At 37.5% G+C, this 22153-nt stretch carries 21 protein-coding genes; 3 read left to right on the top strand and 18 right to left on the bottom strand.

Features of this window, described 5'->3' with window-relative positions:
* Positions 1–179: 179 nt before the first annotated feature.
* The 14 genes from IGL32_RS03765 to sfsA form a co-directional block, all read right to left on the bottom strand.
* On the bottom strand, positions 180–1373 hold the full coding sequence (locus IGL32_RS03765) for a GNAT family N-acetyltransferase (RefSeq protein ID WP_010826454.1): 1194 nt from the start codon (positions 1371–1373) through the stop codon (positions 180–182).
* A 57-nt stretch (positions 1374–1430) separates the two neighbouring features.
* Positions 1431–2825 (bottom strand): glycoside hydrolase family 1 protein, encoded by a 1395-nt coding sequence (locus IGL32_RS03760; protein ID WP_002355921.1) that lies wholly within the window; start codon positions 2823–2825, stop codon positions 1431–1433.
* A gap of 83 nt (positions 2826–2908) precedes the next feature.
* Complete coding sequence (locus IGL32_RS03755) at positions 2909–4186, bottom strand: PTS sugar transporter subunit IIC (RefSeq protein WP_002355920.1); 1278 nt, start codon at positions 4184–4186, stop codon at positions 2909–2911.
* Between the two features lie 65 nt (positions 4187–4251).
* Complete coding sequence (locus IGL32_RS03750) at positions 4252–4572, bottom strand: PTS lactose/cellobiose transporter subunit IIA (protein WP_002355919.1); 321 nt, start codon at positions 4570–4572, stop codon at positions 4252–4254.
* 22 nt (positions 4573–4594) lie between these two features.
* Positions 4595–4921 carry a PTS sugar transporter subunit IIB gene (locus IGL32_RS03745; RefSeq protein ID WP_002355918.1) on the bottom strand — a complete coding sequence of 109 codons (327 nt, stop codon included), beginning with the start codon at positions 4919–4921 and terminating at the stop codon, positions 4595–4597.
* Positions 4922–5196: 275 nt separating this feature from the next.
* Positions 5197–5607: a DUF3284 domain-containing protein gene (locus IGL32_RS03740; protein WP_002355917.1), complete on the bottom strand. Its 411-nt coding sequence runs from the start codon at positions 5605–5607 to the stop codon at positions 5197–5199.
* Positions 5607–5807: a DUF3188 domain-containing protein gene (locus IGL32_RS03735; RefSeq protein ID WP_002361416.1), complete on the bottom strand. Its 201-nt coding sequence runs from the start codon at positions 5805–5807 to the stop codon at positions 5607–5609. Before IGL32_RS03735 ends, IGL32_RS03740 begins: the two co-directional genes overlap by 1 nt.
* A 13-nt stretch (positions 5808–5820) precedes the next feature.
* Entirely contained in the window at positions 5821–6039 is a 219-nt protein-coding gene (locus IGL32_RS03730; protein ID WP_002355915.1) for a hypothetical protein, read from the bottom strand.
* A gap of 43 nt (positions 6040–6082) precedes the next feature.
* Positions 6083–7546, bottom strand: coding sequence for a PTS sugar transporter subunit IIC (locus tag IGL32_RS03725; protein WP_002369870.1), 1464 nt, complete (start codon positions 7544–7546; stop codon positions 6083–6085).
* 141 nt (positions 7547–7687) lie between these two features.
* A complete protein-coding gene (locus IGL32_RS03720) occupies positions 7688–8005 on the bottom strand; it encodes a PTS sugar transporter subunit IIB (RefSeq protein ID WP_002355913.1) in 318 nt (105 codons plus the stop codon).
* A 229-nt stretch (positions 8006–8234) separates the two neighbouring features.
* Entirely contained in the window at positions 8235–10940 is a 2706-nt protein-coding gene (locus tag IGL32_RS03715; protein WP_156210233.1) for a sigma 54-interacting transcriptional regulator, read from the bottom strand.
* A gap of 44 nt (positions 10941–10984) precedes the next feature.
* On the bottom strand, positions 10985–12286 hold the full coding sequence (locus IGL32_RS03710; protein WP_430600089.1) for a DEAD/DEAH box helicase: 1302 nt from the start codon (positions 12284–12286) through the stop codon (positions 10985–10987).
* Positions 12287–12312: 26 nt separating this feature from the next.
* Positions 12313–13311, bottom strand: a complete 999-nt coding sequence (locus IGL32_RS03705) for a Gfo/Idh/MocA family protein (protein WP_002355910.1) — start codon at positions 13309–13311, stop codon at positions 12313–12315.
* Between the two features lie 105 nt (positions 13312–13416).
* Complete coding sequence (gene sfsA, locus IGL32_RS03700) at positions 13417–14148, bottom strand: DNA/RNA nuclease SfsA (RefSeq protein ID WP_002379206.1); 732 nt, start codon at positions 14146–14148, stop codon at positions 13417–13419.
* Between the two features lie 198 nt (positions 14149–14346).
* On the opposite strand from sfsA, the gene IGL32_RS03695 reads away from it, so the two are divergent.
* From IGL32_RS03695 to zwf, 3 genes are all read left to right on the top strand, one after another.
* Positions 14347–14715 (top strand): DUF4828 domain-containing protein, encoded by a 369-nt coding sequence (locus tag IGL32_RS03695; RefSeq protein WP_002355908.1) that lies wholly within the window; start codon positions 14347–14349, stop codon positions 14713–14715.
* A 171-nt stretch (positions 14716–14886) separates the two neighbouring features.
* Positions 14887–15555, top strand: coding sequence for a metal-dependent transcriptional regulator (locus IGL32_RS03690; RefSeq protein ID WP_002358896.1), 669 nt, complete (start codon positions 14887–14889; stop codon positions 15553–15555).
* Positions 15555–17078, top strand: a complete 1524-nt coding sequence (zwf, locus tag IGL32_RS03685) for a glucose-6-phosphate dehydrogenase (protein ID WP_002355906.1) — start codon at positions 15555–15557, stop codon at positions 17076–17078. The genes IGL32_RS03690 and zwf overlap by 1 nt, the downstream gene beginning before the upstream one ends.
* A gap of 51 nt (positions 17079–17129) precedes the next feature.
* On the opposite strand, the gene ileS is transcribed toward zwf, so the two are convergent.
* From ileS to IGL32_RS03665, 4 genes are all read right to left on the bottom strand, one after another.
* A complete protein-coding gene (gene ileS, locus IGL32_RS03680) occupies positions 17130–19910 on the bottom strand; it encodes an isoleucine--tRNA ligase (RefSeq protein ID WP_002381313.1) in 2781 nt (926 codons plus the stop codon).
* 310 nt (positions 19911–20220) lie between these two features.
* Complete coding sequence (gene divIVA, locus IGL32_RS03675) at positions 20221–20922, bottom strand: cell division protein DivIVA (protein WP_002355904.1); 702 nt, start codon at positions 20920–20922, stop codon at positions 20221–20223.
* A gap of 151 nt (positions 20923–21073) precedes the next feature.
* On the bottom strand, positions 21074–21856 hold the full coding sequence (locus tag IGL32_RS03670) for an RNA-binding protein (protein WP_002355903.1): 783 nt from the start codon (positions 21854–21856) through the stop codon (positions 21074–21076).
* 26 nt (positions 21857–21882) lie between these two features.
* Positions 21883–22140: a YggT family protein gene (locus IGL32_RS03665; RefSeq protein ID WP_002355902.1), complete on the bottom strand. Its 258-nt coding sequence runs from the start codon at positions 22138–22140 to the stop codon at positions 21883–21885.
* Positions 22141–22153 lie beyond the last annotated feature (13 nt).

Raw genomic sequence — 22153 nt, 5'->3', positions numbered from 1 at the left:
GAATCATTTTTCCTAAATAATAAAGTCCTGTCGCAATAGCTATATATTGCCCAATTTTATTATTGCGTGCAACTTTTTCTTGTTTCGTTTTCGCCATTGTCCCCATCACCTTTCTAAAATAATTCTTTTTACATTTTTATTATAGTAGGTTCTGTCATTTTTTGCGAATAAACACACTTTTAAAAATAATCTTCTAAAATTGGCATGCCTTTGACTAAACGTTGGCCTAAACGTTGAGCTGTCGTTGCGTCTCCTTGCAAGCGTTCATAAAAAGATAACGTCTCTGCTGAACGATAGCCCAAGAATAGTTGCGTCCACGTTTGGATATCTGCTTTCAAAGCAGCAGTCCCTTCTTTTTCCGCAGCACCTTTAGTCACTGTTGCTTTTCCTTGTTCGTCAATTGTGATTGTCCAAATGCCTTCATTCCATGGCCCATAGGAATCTTCCATCTCTAAAGAATACGTTTCTTTTTCTCCTGATTGAAATGGATATTTTTCCAGAAATGTTTGTAACTCAACGATTCGTGCCATCATGTAAGGTAAAATTTTTACAGAAGCTGCTGGCGTTGGCATTAAATCATTTAAATCTTTTCCAGCAAAACCATTAATCCAATGGAACGATTGAACGGAACCACTATGTGAGCCAATAAACCCAGCTAAAGCTTTAAAAGCTGTATTAGTTAAATAGTTCCATTCTACGATTTCAAAGGTGCCAGCAGCTATCCGATAAATCACATAGCCTTCCGCTTTTCCTTCTGACGAATAATAAATCGCTTGATTATTTGGTTTACTTGCACGATTCAGCGTATAATCCAGCCACCAAGTTTCACGGATCACACCACCAGAGTGCGCTCTTTGATTTTCAAGGTATACGTCTTTAATGACCTCTTTACCGTCAGCCCAAGAAACTCGTTTAATGGTACCCGGAACTCGTTTAACACGTGGCCAATCTTCCGTTTTAATTGTATACTCTGCTTGTTCAAATGTTTGTTCATAGCCATATTGACGATAAAATGGATATGAAAACGGTGCTAAGTAAGAAAGGGCAACCTTTTGTTTCGCTAAATCAGCCAACATTTCTTTCATAATAGCAGAGATGCCGCCTTCACCACGATATTCTGGATAAGAAGCCACATAGCCAATTCCAGCCATGGGATAGCGGACACCATGGAAATTCACTTGAAAAGGTGTCGCCATCACTTGACTTGTTAATTGCTCATCAATTAGGAAGCCATAGCTTTGCGTATGTGACAACAATTTTTCAAAACGTTCTTGGCGTTCCGCCGTGGGTTCCTGATTAAAAGCATAGATGACAAGATCAAACATCTCTTTCATTTCTTCTTTGCCCATTTTTTTGACTCTTTTAGTTGTCATTTTCTTTCCTCCTCGCACATTGTATCAATTCATTTTATCACAGAAACGGTTCTCTTTCTAAAAGCCGTTATTTGCTGTCATTTCTTTGAACCAACGACCGCTTTTCTTAATGGTCCGTTTCGCATCATCATCTAAATCCACAGCGATGAAGCCATAACGATTTTTATAGGCATTGAGCCAAGACCAGTTATCCATACACGTCCACATATGATATCCTTGAACATTACTACCTTCTTGAATCGCTTGGTGCACCCATTTCAAGTGATCTTGCACGAATTCAATCCGATAATCATCTTCAATGACTCCTTGTTCATTGACAAAGCGTTCTTCTCCTTCTACGCCCATGCCATTTTCTGAAATGTAGCAGCGAATGTTGCCATAATTTTCTTTTAAATTCATTAATGTATCATAAATACCTTTTTCGTAGATTTCCCAGCCACGGTAAGGATTCATTTTTTTGCCAGGCATATCGTAGACATCATAAAAATCTTCTGGAAGTAAGCCTTCTGGTCGTGTTTCAACAGGTGTTTCTTTTGCTTTGGCACGACGTGGTTGATAGTAGTTTACTCCTAATAAGTCCACAGTATTTTCAGCAATTATTGCTAAATCTTCTGGCGTTGTTTCTGGCAATAAGTCATTTGCTTTCGCCCAAGCAACCATATCTTCTGGAAAATGACCTTTAACAGCCGGGTCTAAAAACGAACGGTTAAAGAAACCATCGACAAATTTAGCCGCATTTACATCGGCTTCGTTGTGCTCATCACGAGGATAAGTCGGCGTTAAGTTTAAAATAATGCCAATTTCACCTGATAAGTTCATAGAGTGATAGACGGCAATCGCTTTGGCACTAGCTAAAGCTTCATGATAGAGTACTTGAATCCCTTCTTTTAGATTCACTTTATCAGGATAATGCCAGCCATAGAGATAACCACCTTCAACTGGTACAATTGGTTCATTGTGCGTAAACCATTTTTTCACGCGATCGCCAAACAATTCAAAACAGGTTTTGGCAAAGTCAACATACAAATCAACTACTTCACGGCTTTCCCAACCGCCTTTTTCTTGAAGTACCATCGGCATATCAAAATGATACAAGTTCATAAAGGGCTCAATCCCGTGTTCTAATAAATCATCAATGACTTGATTATAAAAATCAACTGCTGTTTGATTGACTTTCCCTGTTGTAGGATCTGGAATTAAACGGCTCCATTGAATGGATGTTCGAAAAGAGTTATGTCCCGTTTCTTTCATTAACTGAATATCTTCTTGGTATTTTTTATAAAATTGTGAGGTCTTATCTGGACCGACTTGTTGAAAAAATTTTTCTGGCGCTTCTTGATACCAAAAATCCCAAATATTTTGACCTTTACCATCACCTTCAAAAACGCCTTCTGTTTGAGGACCGCTGGCTGCAGAACCCCACCAAAAATTTTCTGGAAATTGATATTTCATGTTATTTGCTCCTTTACGATTTAATCATTAAAAAAAGGATTGAACCCTCCGTAAGAGTCCGGACGATTCAATCCTTCGATTTTTTACTCGGCTGCTTCTGCGGCTGCTTCTTGTTTCAAGTATTGATCTGTTGCTACTTTTACGAAAGGCATGTAGATCAAAATAGAAATCAATAAGTTAACAGCTGCTAAAACTCCGCCGGCGATACTCTTCGTTGCTAAAAATCCGCCAATAATTGGTGGTGTTACCCAAGGTGGCATAAAGGTTGCAGCTGGTACTAAACCAGTTGCTGTCGCCACATACGCAACAGTTACAAGAACCATTGGGACTAAAATGAATGGGATAAACATAATTGGGTTTAAAACAATTGGTAAACCGAACATGACTGGTTCATTAATATTAAATAGTCCTGGTGCTAAACTTAAGTTTGTAATGACTTTGTATGGTTTGTTACGACGACCTACGATAAAGATAGCAATTAACAGACCTAATGTTGCCCCTGTTCCACCTAAGTTTACAAATGAATCAAAGAAAGGTTTGTTTACAATATAAGGAATTGCTTTACCTGCTTCTAAAGCTTTAATGTTCGCATCAATCGCTGGTACGTTGATTGTTTGCATTAATGGGTCAACCATGTTGGCACCATGTAAACCAAAGAACCATAAGAATGGTGTAATGAAAGCTAACAATAATGCTGATGGGTAGCTGTTTGCAAGTCCCATAAATGGTTGTTGAACTGCTTCATAGAATGAAATAACGATATTGTCAATTCCTAAAGCAAATAGAATTGATGTAATTAAACTAAATAAACTGATTGTAATCATTGCTGGTAATAATGCCGCAAATGATTTTGCTACTGCTGGTGGTACACCATCAGGCATTTTGATAACTAATTTAGGATTGCCAGATAAACGTTGGAATAGTTCTCCTGAAATAAGTGCAATAATCAAAGCAATAAATAATCCAGTTGCGCCCATGCCTTCTAAGCCGCCAACTGCGAAGAATGAAGCTACAGAAACTGTACCGGCTGCAATGCCGTCTTTTCCATAAGATTTAACTAAATTGTGTGCTACTAAAAAGGCTACTAAAACGGCAAAGATTGCGAATGTACCGTTCCAAATGTTACCACCAAAGCTTTTCCAAATTGGTGCATCGTTATACATCATTGGGAAAATTTTGTTTAAAAAGTCCTCATATCCTGGAATTGGAATATTATTAATTAATACCGCCAAAGCCCCTAAAATCATTAATGGCATCGTTACGACAAACGCGTCACGAATTGCTACCAAGTGCCGTTGCGCTGCGATAACTGACGCTTTCGGCATAAAGTGTTTCTCCATCCATTGAACAAATCCGTCCATTGTTATTCCTCCTAATTAACGCTTTCTCAAGCGCGTTTTTCTTATAAGACGCATTGACAACGAGATTACTCGTTATCAATACGGCGATAAAGATCGATAATTTCTTTTGCTAAATCTGTAAATGCAATCGCAGTCATTAAATGATCTTGACTGTGCACTGTTAACAATGTTACTTGCATGTTATTGCCTTTTGCTTCTTCTGTTAACATTCCTGTTTGCGAATGATGTGCATGTACAAGTGATTCTTCTGCATCTGCAATTTTTTTGTCTGCTAATTCAAAATCCCCCGATTTTGCTGCGGCAATCGCTTCCATTGCATCGCTTTTAGCATTTCCGCCATACATGATTAAACCCATGATTGCTTCTAAGTTCTGTTGTCCGTCCATTACCTCTACCCCATTTTCTGCTCTAGTTTGATGATCCCATTAATGAAATTGCTTGATCTAAAACTTTTTCGCCATTCATCATGCCATAGTCCGCCATGTTAATTACATCTAAAGGAATCCCTTTTGGTTGTAATTTTTGTTCAAATTGCCCTTTCATGAAACGAACTTGTGGGCCTAATAATAAAACATTCACCTCTTTATTTTCCAAGTTTGTATCTGCTTCAGAAGCCGATACTGCAAAGATGTCTGCTTCCATACCACGATCTTCTGCTGCTTTTTGCATTTTTGTTACTAATAAACTTGTGCTCATTCCTGCGGAACAAACTAACATAATTGTTTTTTTTGCCATTTTCCTTCATCTCCTAAATTCTCTTTGTTTTGCTTTACACCTTTATATAAGCAAGAAGCGTGCCAAGTTTTAACACATTAAAAACCTTGATATGACAACGTTTCTTGATATAGAAAGCGTGTACACACTAAAAATAAAACGATTACACACAGCTTTTTTGTGTGCGTTTCCAAAATAATAGGGCAACAAAAGAAAGTGAGCGATAACCCGAAACGACTCATCGCTCACTTTCTAAAGCTGAAGAGAATCAACTGGACAAAAGCCGCTTTTTCCCTTTAAGCAGTTTCCATCATTTTAAGCATTTTATAAAACTGTTTCTTTTTAAAATAACTTAAAAAGATACCTAATACTGCATCATTCAGTTTTTGTAACGCCCCATAAGAAACCATTGTTTCTGTATAACGCAGTTCACAGCTTTTTTCATCAATTGGCTGTAGCTCATACCGCACCGAGAAATCATTTTTAGTTGTGGATGTTCGAAATTGATAGGTCTTATTTTCTACAGCTTCTTCAATAACTATTTTCGCGCGACTATTTTTACTATATTCTTTGATATATTCAAACTTACGTAACTGCTTTCTTGTAAGAGTTTTGCCTGTTTGCTTACGGATATCAAAAATAACAGAATTCATTAATTGCGTGTAAAATTCATCTGCTGAAATAGTTAATGTTTTCGTAATTTCCATTACCGTTTCACCTCATCCTTTGTCGCCTCTTCTTCAGCAACTTTTTTTCCTTTAAAAAACAGGTAACCACCAAGTCCAATGAGAAAAATCCCCGTTGTCAGACTTAATAAATCATAGTTTAAGGAGCTGGGATTCAACGAATACAAAACAATCAAGAAGCCAATACTACATAAAAATAATCCATTTCTAATCATTTTCATCCATCCTATCTTTTTAGACTACCGTTGCTTGGAAGTATAAAACGCCACCCCAAGGTTGTTCCTTAATCAGCTGTTTTGCAACTTGTGCAGCAGTTTCAGGGTCTCCTTCAACTTCAAAAAATAACTTAATACCATTTTTTTCTTTAAAAGTAAATGTTTCATTTTCCCCTTGATATGCCTCTAATAAAGTAATAATTTCCTCTTGCTTCATTGCACTTGCAATCGAAATCATGCCGCTCGCTCCTTTCTATACAAGTAATTGCTGTTTTTATTGCTTATTGCTCTCTTTCGCCTAATGCAGGATCCATTTTGTTAGCAGCGATAACAAACGGTGTCCAAATCAAGAAAGTGACTACCATACATACCAACGCTACGATTGGTGCGCGCCAGTCGGCACCTGTCGCTAAGAAAGATAATAGCAACGGCGGTGTCACCCATGCGACTTGTTGAGAAACTGGGGCGACTAGCCCAAGATACGTTGCAACCCAGCCAATTGTAGTAGCAACTAATGGCGCAATTACAAATGGAATAAACATAATTGGATTCAGAACAACTGGTAAACCAAACATAATCGGTTCATTGATATTAAAGATCCCAGGCCCTAATGATAATTTACCAACTGTTAAATAATCTGCTCGTTTGGAGAATAACAAGATTGCAATAATTAGGACGATTGTACCGCCTGAACCACCAAACCAAGCAAAAGCATCAAACGAACCACGGACCCACATGTAGGCTTTACCGTCGTCAATAGCGGCTAAAACCGCAGCTGTTCCTGTTTTTCCTTCATAACCTTTTTGGAAAATATCAATATTGATTAATTGTGCTTGTCCCCAAATTCCTTCAAGAACTGGTGCCAAAACGTTTGGCCCATGAATACCAAAGAACCAGAAAATTTGAACAAAAACCGTTACGATTAACACAGCGCCTAGTCCTTGTGATAACCCAAGGAACGGTTCCGCGATATATTTTTGAATTAAGTCAATTAATAATTGACCGCCTGAAAGTTTTGACACCGTAAAGTTAATAATTGCTACGACATACAATGCGATTGTTGCTGGTAAAATTGCCGCAAACGCTTTTGAAACTGCTGGTGGTACAGAATCAGGCATTTTTATTGTTAAATCCGCTTGCATTAATTTACAAAAAATAATGGTTGATAAAGCGCCCATAATCATCACCGTAAAGAAAGCGTTACCATTTAGATGGTTGAGATTTAACCAACCCCATGGATTGACAGTCAATTGATTATTAGCAATTGACGCACCAATTTCTGCCCCATTAATTGCGTTGGCAATCTTTTCTGGCACTTTTACAGCTAATTCAGCTGTGTTATTTGGTGCAAAAGCAACACCTGAAATTAAGGTAGCTAAACTGACAATCCCACCAGCTAGCTCATTCACATTGTATGCTTTCGCTAAGTTATAGCCCCAAGAAAAAGCGAAAATCAAACCAGCGATAGCCAATGTACCATTCCAAACAAAACCATTAATCCCAATGATGACATTCAATACTGCAAAAATACCTTTGTCTGCTTCCAAACTTGCCGCATAAGTTGAGACAAACTCTTGGGGAAGATCTCGAATAATTGCGTTAATCATTACGGCGACTGATCCAGCCATTGTCGCAGGTAATGTACCAATAAAAGCATCCCTTAGTGCCACCAGATGTTTCTGTGCACCAATTTTTGCGGCAGTTGGTAAGATATATTTTTCCATCCATGCCATTAATCCGTTCATTTTTATTCCTCCTGTATCCATTTATATTTATTAAAAAGGCAGTAGCCTCATTAAACGAATGAATCGAGCGTACAAAACAAAACCTTTGGTAACATGCACTATCCTTATTTGCTATTCACTTTTCCTAAACGTTTTAATTCCTTATCCCATTAATGAGATTGCTTGATCTAAAACTTTTTCGCCATTCATCATGCCATAATCTGCCATGTTAATTACATCTAAAGGAATCCCTTTTGGTTGTAATTTTTGTTCAAATTGCCCTTTCATGAAACGAACTTGTGGACCTAAAAGTAAAACATTCACCTCTTTATTTTCCAAGTTTGTATCTGCTTCAGAAGCCGATACTGCAAAGATGTCTGCTTCCATGCCACGATCTTCTGCTGCTTTTTGCATTTTTGTTACTAATAAACTCGTGCTCATTCCTGCGGAACAAACTAACATAATTGTTTTTTTTGCCATTTTTTCTTCATCTCCTTAAAAGTTATGACGTTATACACTTTATTTATAGCAATAATTGTGCCAAGTTTTTTCCTCACTAAAATACTGATATAACAGCTTTTGTCATCGAAAAAAGCGTGCACACACTAAAAGAAAACGCTTACACACATGAAATTGTGTGTAACTTACAAAAAGAAAACATCAAGAAAAAAGAGAGCGTTTTCTCATTTCTTGATGTTTTTTTTATTTATTATTGTTTACTTTTAATTTCATTTTCTAAAAACATTTGGGTAACATGCGCAACTTCCGCTTCTGGAATCGTCACACGATACGCCCGTTCAATTAACATAAAATTCGTGCGTACGACATCGATTTCTAAACGATGTGTTTTAACATATTCCGCTAAGTTTAGAAAATTTCTTGTTTCTTCTCCTTTAATTAAAGCATCTACCAGAAAAGCCAAATGAATCATGATTCCGGCATCCACCCCTGGTTCAACAATAATATGCATGTCTGTTTGTATTTGATGAACTGTTTTTTGTAACATGAGAATTAATTTTTGTAAGGAGTCCACAGAAGTAATGACGCCACTTAGTGAATGAACAATTGTATCAATCGCCACTTCATCACTAGCAATCCGTTTCAGTACATTTAATTTTTCATCATCAAAAATATCATAGACGGAAAAGAAGGGAATATTTTGATATTCAACATCCACAGTTCCCGCAATGGCCTTAATTTCATATTCTTCCATCAAGTTGTCGATATGTTTTTTAAATGTTTCTCGTTCAATAAATTGCATTTGAATCAGTTCCACTTTTGTTTCATCAATAACTGGTAAGATTCGTTGGTATAGTTTTGCGGCAACCCCTTCTCCAGTAAAGCACGTCACGATTACTGCTTTTTTTACGTTTTGACGTTTTTGCAGACTAGAACGAAATTGTTCTCTCACAACGCTTTCAAAAGAAAGTTGAATATTTTGGTAAATGTCCTCTAAACTTCGTCCCACGCTTGCCATTCGAATAGCTTCTAAGACAATCATTGTGCTCGTCATTGTAATCGCCTTTGTTCGGATACCTGTTTCTTCAAACAACATATTTCCAAACGAATTTAATGAACCCATATCCGTCAGTAATAAAATCCCATTATTTAACGATTCTTTTTGCGTAATTACTTGGTTTCGTAATTGTTCATACATTGTTTGAACTTCCATCGTTAACGGCATATTCATCGCTGTTCCGATTGACGTTCCTAAAAGTTCTTGGGCGGTTTTCAACATACTTGAGGCAGTAGAATCCCCATGCATTAAGACGAACACACCAACATTATTTTCTGGAGTTCTTTCTTCTTTACCGACATTAATAGATAAAAACATACTAATAAAGCCAATTTCATCGAAAGGAATCTCTATGTTGTTCTCTTCTTCAATAATAGAAGATAAATCTAAGGCTACTTGAAATTCTTTTTTCATATTTTTACGGACATTATTTAAATCAGGATGGACAATCACGTGACCTTCTTTGACACGTTCAATCGTACTTTGTAAATGAAGCGCAAAGGCAAAGCGCGCAGTTTCGTTGTACGTGTGTTCCAAACGCTCTTCTGCGATATCATAAAGACGATTCGTTAAGTCCCAAATAGCTTCTGGTAATAACTCCTTATGTAAAGAATGTTGGGTTAATTCTTCGACATAATTTTTAAAATACGCATTCATATCTTTGGAAATCAATTCTTCTAAATCAACATTTTCTAAGTCAGCTTCGGACAAGTCAGCGACTTTTTCTTCGATTTCATTGTAAACTTGCATGTCTCTAGCTGGATCTTGTGACCAAACAATTTTGTTGGTGCCTGGCTGGAAAGATAAATAATTACTTTTACTATCGACAAATTGATCCAAGCGCTCAGGTACTTCTTTAATTTTTAATAATCCTTTTTGGACAGGTAACGACAAATCCCGTTTACGGATAACCAAATGTTCTAAATTGTGCGTCCGATAATAAAGGAATGACTTAGCACAAACTAATTTTAAGTCCCGCTTCACCTGACCAATATTTCCTTCTGCATCGTATAACATAAAAGCCAAAACTGCTTCACGTTCGATATCAATTTGTTGGCCCAAACGTGTTGCCTCTTGCTGAATAAATAACGAAATGATGGCATAACGCTCATCTAGCGTCCGTGCATCTAAAGATGGTAATGTAATCGACATCGGAATCCGCCGATTAAAAGTGGTTAAAAAGTTTTCTGAGGATTCCGTTGTCGCACCAATAATTTGAACAGAGGCTTCATAGGTTTGACCACTTTCTCCTAATGGACGGTACACGCCTTTATCAATAAACGTAAAGAGCATTTCTTGACCTTCTGGCGGTAAGCGATGAATTTCATCTAAAAAGAGAATCCCGCCATCTGCTTTTGCCATTAAGCCTGGACTATCTTCATTCGCACCAGTATAGGCACCTTTTTTTACGCCAAAGATATGACCAAATAATAATTGTGGGTTTTGTGCATAATCAGCACAATTAAAAGAGACAAAAGGGGCATCTTCATCTAAGGTTTTTGAATCAATGGCAAAACGGTACATACATTCAGCAAAAAGAGATTTCCCTGTTCCTGTTTTCCCAAAAATAATCGTATGCAAACCTCTTGGTGGATATAAAATAGCCGCCTTAGCCTGCTGAATACTCACTTTTAAAGAATCATTGGCACCTACTAATGTGTCAAAACTAACAGAGGTGGACTCATCTACATGGACTTGTTCTCCTTCATTGATTGTTGGCACTGAATAGATAACAGGACGTCCAGTACTTCTAGTAATTTTCTTTTCTTTGAATAATTCATTTAAATAACGGCTGGCATTACTGCGATCAATCATTAACTGTTCTGCTACCGCTCCTGCCGTTAAGCCAGTTTCATTTTTTTGAAGTAACGCTAAGATTTCTTCCTTCCGAGATTTCATGGAATCCTCCTCGATACAACGTTCTGCTTGAAGCTCGTAAAGCGTTATTTCTTCGCTTTACGAGCTCCTTTGTTTTTCGTGTTTTTCTTTTTGTTTTTCTTCTTTTTGCGTGTTTCTTGTGGTTCTTTGACAACAGAATTTACTGTTTCTGGTTTTCTTTCTTTCGTACTCTTTTTTTCTGAATACGTATCTTTGACTACGTTCTTTTTTTCTAGTTCATCTTTGGCTTTTGGCTGTTCATGAAGTGCACCATCATATAAAAAGATTTCCTGATAAGGAATGGCCAATTGTTTCATCAAACGTTGATAATCCCTTTTGGTGCCATCGTTGATAAACGTAATCACTGCCCCTTGTGCACCCATCCGGCCAACGCGACCAGAACGATGAATATAGCTCTCTTCGGTTAAAGGAACATCTACGTTTACGACGTAAGGGACCCCAGTGAAATCTAAGCCCCGTGCCGCAATATCCGTGGTTAATAACAACTTCACTCGTTCTGCTTTAAATTGATCGATCGCCAATTTACGCAACTGTTTACTTTGATCTGAAGCCAGACCAATAGCCGGAACATTCTCATAAACTAATTTTTCTTCTGCTGCACCTAAATCAGCAACTTGATTGAAAAAGACCATGCTTCTGAATGCTTCTGTATGGGCCAAACGACGTAAGTAATCAGCTTTTTTTCTTGGTGCTAACCGAATAAAGTAGTGGGCGACTTGGCCTGCTGAAGTATCTTCTTCCGTCACATCAATCACCTGTAATTTTTGGCTTAAAGATTGCGCTTGATTCACGACACGATCAGCAGTCGCTGAATAAAAAACAAGTTGGTATTCGGTTGGTGTGTGTGTCAAAATTCGCTTGGTTAAACTTAGCTCTTCCTCTTGGAAAAGTTGATCAACTTCATCCATTACGATTGTTTTTAACAACTGAGCTTTGACTTTTTTATTCTTCATTAACTCTAAAATTCGACCTGGTGTTCCGATTAACACTTCGGGACGTTTTTTTAACTTGTCAATCTGGCGTGAAACATTTGCCCCGCCGATTAACGTTTGAACCTTTAATTGAAGTGGCTTAGCCCAAGTCCGAGCAACTTCAGCAATTTGCATAGCTAATTCTTGAGACGGAGCAATAATCAACAATTGATTTCCCTGTCCTTTTTCAACAGTTAAGAGTAAAGGCAGCATGTAAGCAAGTGTTTTTCCAGTTCCTGTCGGCGAAATTCCTAAAACATTTTCTCCTTCGCGAAGGGGCGTAAAACTTTTTTCTTGAATTGTTGATGGTTCGTTAAAGCCAGAAGCTTGCCACTGTTCTTGCCAAGCCTCTGGAAGTTGTTCTAAAAATCTCATATTGTTCCTTTCCTATCGCTTAATTCTTATTTATCAGCATCAAAAATAATGCCGGCACTATGACGTAAATCAGTGACTACTTTATTGACATTTCGAGCAAGCTCAACCCATTCTTCATACTTGGTGCCCCAATACTTATCTGTTGGGTTATTTAAAACTGCTGCAAAATCACGGGCTTCTTCAATCATTGGATTATCGGCTACTTGAATATCTAAGACATCACGTTCTTCATGTGCGCGATCATGGTACTCAGCCGAAGAAATAGCATTGACACTATCTAAAATCAAGGTCCCGTTTTCAAAGTAAATTTCGGATGGCGCAAAAGAATCACTAATTTTCCCAGTGTTTAACGTCACGTCAAACTGATCATATCGTAAAATAATTGTTCCTAAGCCATCGACACCTGTCGCAATTTTACTAGCAAAATAATGGCTTTCGTTTGGTACGCCAAACCAGCCTAAGGCTGCATAAACTAAATAAACGCCTAAATCCGCTAAGGCTCCCCCAGAAAAATGAGGAGAAAAAATATTTGGCTCTTTGCCTTCTAATACTTGATCATAGCGAGAAGAATATTTCATATACGTAAAATTCGCACCTAAAATTTGGTTTTTTAATGGCAATAATTCAGCAATTTTTTGGAAACTTTGCTCATGAATATTACGGGCCGCTTCAAAGAAATACACACGATTTTTATTCGCTAATTCAATAATTTCTGCCATCTCATCAGGCGTTGAAAAAGCTGGTTTTTCAACAATTACATTTTTTTTCGCTAAAATTGCTTGTTTCGCTTGTTCAAAATGTAATGAATTTGGTGAGGCAATATAAACCGTATCCATATGTGCAATACCAAAAAACGTCTCTAAATCAATTGCATATTCCACATCCCCATAGCGAGAACCAAATTCTTGTGCCGTTGCTAGTTTCCGAGAATAAACAGCCGTTAAATCATACGCACCCGTTTCTAAAGCTGCTGCAACAAATTGATGACTAATCCAATTGGTACCAATTACGCCTAAATGTATCATAATCAAAAACCTCCATTTTTTGTTTATTTACTCTCTTTATAATAGTAATCTCTCGTACAAAAGTCACGTAATTACCCTGCCTTAAAGCGCTAGGAGTTCTTCAAGTTATTTATTAGGATCATCAAATGCCTGTAATAAATCAAAGGTTACCTGTGACTTAAGTTCAATCGTTGCTGGTGTTACGTGGCAATTGTAAGCAAGGACTTGCACACCTTGATCAATTGCAGCACCCACATTTTCAGCAAAGGCGGGTTGCATCTCTTGGTGAAGCGTTGCTTGCTTAATTTCTTCAAATTGGACCACAAACAAAATGTAACAGCGGTAACCCGCTTTAGTTGCAGCCATTAGTTCAGTGACATGCTTCAAGCCACGAAGTGTTGGCGCGTCAGGAAAAGCACCGATGCCTTTATTTTCTAAAGTCATGCCTTTCACTTCGACAAAAGCTTGTTCGTCCGCATCCGTTTCCACTAGAAAATCAAATTTTGAATGTGCAAATCGTTGCTCACGTTTAACAGTTTGGATCGTACCAACTAAACCAGGAAGCACAATTTGACCATTTTTTAACGCTTCATTGACTAATGTATTCGGTACTTGGCTATCAATATTAATCCAAAAAGAACCTTTTTTTACTGCAATCAAATCGTAATCTGTTTTTCTTTTAGGCGATGGTTGATAACTAAGCGCCACAACAGCACCTGGTAAAAAAACTTCTTTCCCTCTGCCAGTATTTTTGACATGTGTGATTACTTCTTCATTCGTTTCCATTAAACGACAGTGTGCAATAAACCGATTGGGTCGTTCGATAAAATAAGCAAGTTGGACATTCGGGTACTTCATACACAGACTTCCTTTCTTACACACTATACCATAAAAAAACAAGGAAAAGTATAGACCAAAACCAACAATTTTACTATCTTGTGTCAATCATTAAATATTTGTCAATTCTCAGCGATTTAGTCGAATATTTTAGACAAGTTCTATATAATAAAGGTAACGAAGACGAATAAATGAAAATGAAGGTTAGGAGGAATTTCTTTGAAAAAACATTGGACTTTCTTGGTTGGTGCATCTTTACTTACTGGATTAGCAGGCTCTATCCTCTGGAAAAAAAATAAACAGCTCCCTTCCCCACAGGAGCTTCAACACAACTATACTGGGCATTGGTGGTTTGTGGACGTGAAGAAAGCCACGCAACACACCTTAGAAATCACCTCATCTTTCAATGTTTTCATTGATGGCAAACAAACGCATGCCTTGCTTGTTGAATTAACCCCTAAACGCTTAGTTATCTTAGACAAGTTAGGTTACCATTTAATCATTCAATGTGAAAATGGTGTCCCTGCGACGCTTTACGATGAAGCCGACGACGAAACCTACACACTAGAACGGGCCATTTACAATTAATAAATCACCCACGACACATAAAATGAAGTATGTGCGGTGGGTGATTTATTTTTTTACATCCCTTGCAAAAGCATTCAGAAAGTTTTCTTACAACTTGAATATTATTAAATAGTCAAATGCGCCTTTTTCTGATAAACTTAGGATGATGTTTTTTTGAAAGGATGAGCCCCTATGACACCAAATCGCGAAGACTATTTAAAATTAATTTTTGAATTAGGTGGCGACGAAGTTAAAGTGAATAATAAACAAATTGTTTCTGGACTCGATGTTTCGGCAGCTTCGGTTAGTGAGATGATTTCAAAGTTAGTAAAAGAAGATTTGGTTGAGCATTCTCCTTATCAAGGGGTACAATTAACTGAAAAAGGCTTAAAAAAAGCGAGTACGTTAATTCGCAAACACCGAATCTGGGAAGTCTTTTTAGTAGAGCACTTAAATTACACTTGGAATGATGTGCACGAAGAGGCAGAAGTTTTAGAACATGTTACTTCACAGACGCTTGTGAACCGTTTAGCGGATTATTTAAATCATCCAGAATTTTGTCCACACGGTGGTGTTATTCCCGAAGATAATCAACCCATTCATGAGGAGAAACGCCAAACGTTAACAGACTACCCTGTTGGCACAAAAATTCGGATTGCACGTGTCTTAGACGAAAAAGAATTACTGGATTATTTAGTTTCCATTGATTTAAATATTCAAGAAGAATATACGATTAAAGAAATTGCTGCATATGAAGGACCGATCACCATTTATAATGAAAACAAAGAATTATCCGTCAGCTTTAAAGCAGCAAACACAATTTTTGTTGAGCCGTTGATTAGAGAAAGTGAGGAAAACTAATGAATGAAAAAGTAGCATTATTTACTATTTTCGGGGGGACAGGTGATCTTGCCAAACGTAAATTGTATCCTTCCCTGTTCCGCTTATATAAAAAAGGATTATTAGCTGAGCGTTTTGCGGTGATTGGTACCGCACGTCGGGAATGGACAGACGAATACTATCGTGAAATCGTCCGTGAAACCATTCAAGACTTAAATCCCACGGCCGAAGAGGCAACTGAATTTTCTAGTCATTTCTATTACCAATCACATAATGTGAATGATACGGAACATTATAATACCTTAAAAGAATTATCTGATCGCCTAAATGAACAATACCACTTAGAAGGCAATCATGTTTACTATTTAGCTATGGCCCCTCAATTCTTTGGAACCATTGTTAATCACTTGAAATCACAACATATTATTTCGGAAGAAGGCTTTGATCGTCTAATTATCGAAAAGCCATTTGGTTCTGATTATGAATCTGCCTACGAATTAAATGAAGAAATTCGTGCTGCATTTCCTGAACAAGATATTTTCCGAATTGACCATTACTTAGGCAAAGAAATGATCCAAAATATTTCAGCCATTCGTTTTGCCAATAATATTTTTGAATCACAATGGAACAATCGTTACATTGATAATGTCCAAATCACCTTCGCTGAAAGCTTAGGTGTCGAGGATCGTGGCGGCTATTATGACCACAGTGGCGCTCTAAAAGATATGGTTCAAAATCATATTTTACAAGTCGTTGCATTGCTTTCTATGGAGCCTCCTGTTGCCTTTTCTGAAAAAGAAATTCGGACTGAAAAAGTAAAAGCTTTACGTGCCATCCGCCTTTATTCTGAAGAAGAAGCCCTTCAAAATTTCGTGCGTGGACAATACGGCGAAGGTCAGCTAGCTGATCAAACATTTGCAGCCTATCGTGATGAACCAAATGTGGCAGAAACTTCATCCACTGAAACTTTTGTTGCTGGTAAATTTTTAATTGATAATTTCCGTTGGTCTGGCGTCCCTTTCTATGTTCGCACAGGTAAACGATTAACTGAAAAAGGCACACGCATTAACATCGTCTTTAAACAAGTACCTATTAATGTCTTCAAAGATGATACGTGTGAAGAATGCGATAAAACCGATTTACCACCGAATGTTTTAACTATCTATATCCAACCAACTGAAGGATTTTCATTAACCTTAAATGGAAAAGAAATCGGTCAAGGGTTCAATACAACTCCAGTGAAACTTGATTTCCGTCAAAGTGCTGAAATGACTGAAAATAGTCCAGAAGCATACGAAAAACTTCTATTAGACTGCCTAAATGGCGATAGTACAAACTTCTCTCATTGGGACGAAGTTGCCCAATCTTGGCGCATTGTTGACATTATTCGACATGCTTGGGATAAAACAGACGTTTCTTTCCCTAATTATGCCGCTGGCACAATGGGCCCGCAAGCTGCCTTCGACTTATTAGAAAAAGATGGCTTTACTTGGGAATGGCAACCAGATAACTGGTACCGTGACCGCGGTCAACTTGATCAATAAATAAGCCAAAAAAGATCCGCTAGTTAACGACTAGCGGATCTTTTTTCTTGTTTATTCGAATCCTTCAGCAACCGCTTCTGGATAATTTTCTTCAACAATGTGTGCACAACGGCCACAAAGTGTTGGTAATTTTTCATCTGAGCCGACATCTTGACGAACGGAACGACAACGGTCACACGTTTCGCCTTCTGCTTTTTCAACTAAAATAGCCATGTCTTCAAATTGAACAGCTTCACTAGGTGCTACTTCTTTTGATACTTCAAAGTCGGAAACAATTAGTAATTGAGCAATATCTGCATCAACAGCTGTCATTAATTGACGAATTTGTTCATTTGGATAAACGGTCACTTTGGCTTCTAACGATTTACCGATTAATTTAGAATGACGAGCTTCTTCCAACGCTTTTAAGACATTGTCACGGAAATCCATAAAGGCTGCCCATGTATCCATCAATTCTTCTTCATTAGTAAACGTTTCGTAACCTGGGAATTCAGCTAATTGCACATACTCTTCTTCTTCTTGTAAGAAACTCCAAATTTCTTCCGCTGTATGTGGAATAATTGGTGTCAATAATTTTGTTAACGAAACCAATGTTTGATAGAAAACAGTCTGCATACAACGACGTTGATAATCGTTTTCAGCTTCAATATAAACGACATCTTTCGCAAAGTCTAAATAGAAAGAAGATAAATCTACAGTTAAGAAGTTCATAACTGTCCGATAAATATGCATGAAATTATATTTTTCATAACCATTTTCACGGATTTCTTGAATGACTTGATTTAAACGAACCGTCATGTATTTATCTACAGAACGTAAATCGGCATAAGCTACAGTATGCTCAGCTGGATTAAAATCACTCGTATTCGCTAACAAGAAACGCATAGTATTACGGATTTTCCGGTACACTTCAGATACTTGGTTTAAGATATCCATTGAGACACGCACATCGGCTTCCGCGTCAACACTACTTACCCACAAGCGTAAGATATCTGCCCCCATTTGATTGATAACTTTTTCAGGTAAGATAGTATTGCCTAACGATTTACTCATCTTACGGCCTTCGCCATCGAGAACCATCCCTTGAGAAATAATTGATTTATAAGGCGCTACTCCATTGATAGCGACACTTGTTGTAATACTTGAGTTAAACCAACCACGATATTGGTCAGAACCTTCTAAATACATATCTGCTGGGAAAGTTAACTCTTCTCTTTCTCGTAAAACTCCTTCATGTGAAGAACCTGAGTCAAACCAAACGTCCATGATATCTGTTTCTTTGGTAAACTCGCCATTTGGTGAACCTGGATGTGTAAAGCCTGCTGGTAGTAACTCTTTTGCTTCACGCATAAACCAGATATTTGATCCATGTTCTGCAAATAAATTCGCTACATGTTCAATTGTTTCTGGCGTAATGATGGCTTCCCCATTTTCAGCATAGAAGATCGGTAATGGTACACCCCACGCTCTTTGGCGAGAGATTACCCAATCACCACGGTCACGAATCATATTATATAAACGTGTTTTTCCCCAAGGAATTAGCCAGTCAACTTTCTCAACTTCATCTAAAATATCTTGACGGAATTTAGAGATTGAAGCAAACCATTGTGGCGTTGCACGGTAGATAACTGGTTTTTTGGTACGCCAATCATGTGGATAACTATGCGTAAAGAAATCTAATTTTAATAACGCGCCTTTTTCTTCTAATAACTCAGTAATCATTGGATTCGCTTTGTCATAGAAAATTCCTTCAAAACCAGGTGCTTCATCTGTAAAGACCCCACGGCTGTCAACAGGAGAAATAACAGGTAAATCATATTTACGGCTAACGATATAGTCATCTTCACCATGTCCTGGTGCGGTATGAACTAAGCCAGTCCCGGCATCTAGCGTCACGTGGTCGCCTAGCATAACAAGTGATGTTCGATCATAGAATGGATGTTGAGCTGTCATACGATCTAATTTTTCACCAGAAAATTCTCGCAAGACTTCTACTTCTTCCCAACCAATCGCTTCTTTAACTGTTGTTAATAAATCTTTAGCAATTACAAATTTACGACCGTCTGCCTTCACTTCAACATACGTAAAATCAGGATTAACTGAAATACCTAAGTTGGCTGGTAATGTCCAAGGGGTTGTCGTCCAGATGACGAAGGCTGTCTCGTTATCTAAAAGACCTTTACCATCGGCCACATTAAAAGCTACGTAAATAGAAGGTGATTTTACATCTTTGTATTCAATTTCTGCTTCTGCTAAAGAAGATTCACTTGAAGGAGACCAATAAATTGGTTTTAAACCTTTATAAATATAGCCTTTTTCTGCCATCTTACCAAAAACACGAATTTCTGCTGCTTCATACTCTGGATCTAACGTAATGTATGGATGTTCCCAATCGCCTGACACACCTAAACGTTTAAAATCGTTACGTTGTTTATCGACTTGTGATAAGGCATACTCTTTACATTTTTCGCGATACTCAGCGACAGTCATTTCTTTACGTTTAACCCCTTTATTGGTTAACACTTGCTCAATTGGTAAACCATGAGTATCCCAACCAGGCACATAAGGAGAACGGAAACCAGACATTGATTTTGAACGAATAATAATATCTTTACTGATTTTATTCAAAGAATGTCCTAAATGAATATTTCCGTTTGCATACGGAGGGCCATCATGTAAAACAAAGGTTGGTTTTCCTTCGTTTAATTTTTGACGTTGTTCATATAAGCCTTTTTCTTCCCAGTCTTTTTGCCATTCTGCTTCACGGTTTGGCAAGTTCCCACGCATTGGAAAAGCTGTTTTTCCTAATTGCAATGTTTCTTTCATTTTCATATGCATTTGCCTCGCTTTCATTTTATCGATTTAATTGTGTTAGTTCATACTAAAGATGAACGATAGCTGATAAAAGTAGATAAAAAAAGAGTACTCCATCCCAAGGGACGAAGTACTCGTGTTACCACCCAAATTCAAAGTAGAGTTGCCCCTACTTTCTCTGAAATTGATAACGGTAATTATCCGGCAGTTCCTACTCAAGTGTTCAGAACTGCATCTAGGATAGAGGATCTGTTTAATGCCAGTGTCTGTCAAACTTTCACTATCATTGACTCGCTGCTAAGAATAAACATTAAACGTTCTGTTCTATCTATTTTGATTCTTCTTCAATTGTTTCTTCAGTGACTTCAATTACAGGCTTTTTTTCTACTACAGCATCTGTGTTCTCTTCAGAGTTTACAACAGTTTCATTTTCGTTGTCAAGGTCTTGTTCATCAAGAATTTCCTTAACTGCTGTATGTTTGTCTCCGACATAACTAGAAAAAGGCTTTAAAATCTCTTCCCACTCTTCACTCTTTACTTGCTCTAATTGAGTTTCAAGCATTAAGCTTAAGCGTTGATGGAAGACACGTGTTTTCTTCTTCAAGTCTTCTGTTTCCCCAGCTAATTGACGGGCACGTTCAATTGCTTCTGCTAAGATTTGTGTTGATTTCGCTTCAGCATCTGCAATCATTGCATTTGATTTACGTTCAGCTTCTACCAAGGTTTCTTTGGCTTGGTTATCTGCCGAAGTGATAATCATTTCTGATTCTTTATTGGCACTTGATTTCACTTTATCAGCGGTATCTTGTGCAACAATAATTGATTGATTCAATGCATCTTTCAATTCATTGAAGTATTGTAATTTTTCTTCTGCGTGTTTTAATGATTTCTCAAGTTCACGATTTTTTTGTAATGCATCTTCATAATCACGTGTGACTTGATCTAAAAAGTCATCTACATCGTCTTGGTTATAGCCTCTCATTTTTGTTGAGAAGTCTTTGTTTTGAATATCTAATGGAGTTAATGCCATATTCCTTCACCTCTTTGGATTATTTTTGTAAAACCCCTTATGAACACATTCTCATACTAATCCTGAAATAGCAAATATCTTACTTTTTTTATTATACACAACTTCGTCTGAATGAACAGCCAAAATGGTTTTCTTAAACAAAAGTTCGAGATTATTTTCTCAATACCCCTAAGAGGACACGAAATTTTTCTTTCTTGGTTTTTCCTTCTAATTCTTGAATTTGAAGGCGCCCAAATCCCCGTATCGAAACAATATCTAATAAGTCTAAAGCAAAATCTGGTCGTGTCGTTTCTGTCCAATTGACTTTTACTTTACCAGATTCGATCAATTGTTTTGATCGCTGCCTTGAAATATTAAATACGGCGGAAATCACACTATCCAGCCGCAAAGAGCTCATAGTCGTTCGCTCTTCCTGCCAACCATCCTTCGGTATCAAAATTTGTGTATAATCCCGTTCTTCTAAGCGAACAGTAATTTTACCAATTTTGTCGACTTGGTTAACAACGAAGCCAGCTACTTCTTGTGCTATAAAAACCTGCCACTTATCACCATCGGAAATAATATCTCCAAAGGCTTCCCTACGAACCCCAACATTCATCAAGGTGCCTAAAATTTTCCCATGAGATAATGTCGCAAATTTAGATGGATAAATAATTTCAAATAATACAACACCAAAATCTGTCTCTTCTGGTATGTAATACGCTGGATAAATCAAGCAGCGTTTTCGTTCTGCTTGCTCATAACCACCATAAAAAGTAAACGATAAATCACTGTTTTGTCGAATCAACGTTTCCAAAATATACGCCTGTCTAGGATCAAGAAAGTCTGTCAAATAAGGCGCGTATTGCATCTCCACTTGCTCTAGCCAATCCCCGACAGTGTCAATAAAAGGATGTTCATCTTTGCGGAAATGTTGATACACATTTGCGTTCATAGATAAATCATCCTTTCTAAAAGTTATTAATAAACAATAGCTCGTAAAATGACTGCTAAGCCACCCGCTGCTAGGTTAAGGACAATAATCCCTACCATTACGTTAAATCCAACCATTCCAATCCTTAAATTCAAACGGTCAAACAAACTTAAGTATGGTTCACAAATTCTAGAGAGCAAACGCCCGAAAGCAGAATCATATGCTCCTGGAAACCATGAAAGTAGCGCGTAAATCACTAGTAATCCTGAATAGATTTGAACGCCTTTGTATAATAGAGTAATCAGTGTTGCGATAATA

This window comes from Enterococcus sp. AZ035 (assembly GCF_050548325.1).
Classification (GTDB): domain Bacteria; phylum Bacillota; class Bacilli; order Lactobacillales; family Enterococcaceae; genus Enterococcus; species Enterococcus faecalis.
This window is presented reverse-complemented; position numbering and strand designations above follow the sequence as displayed.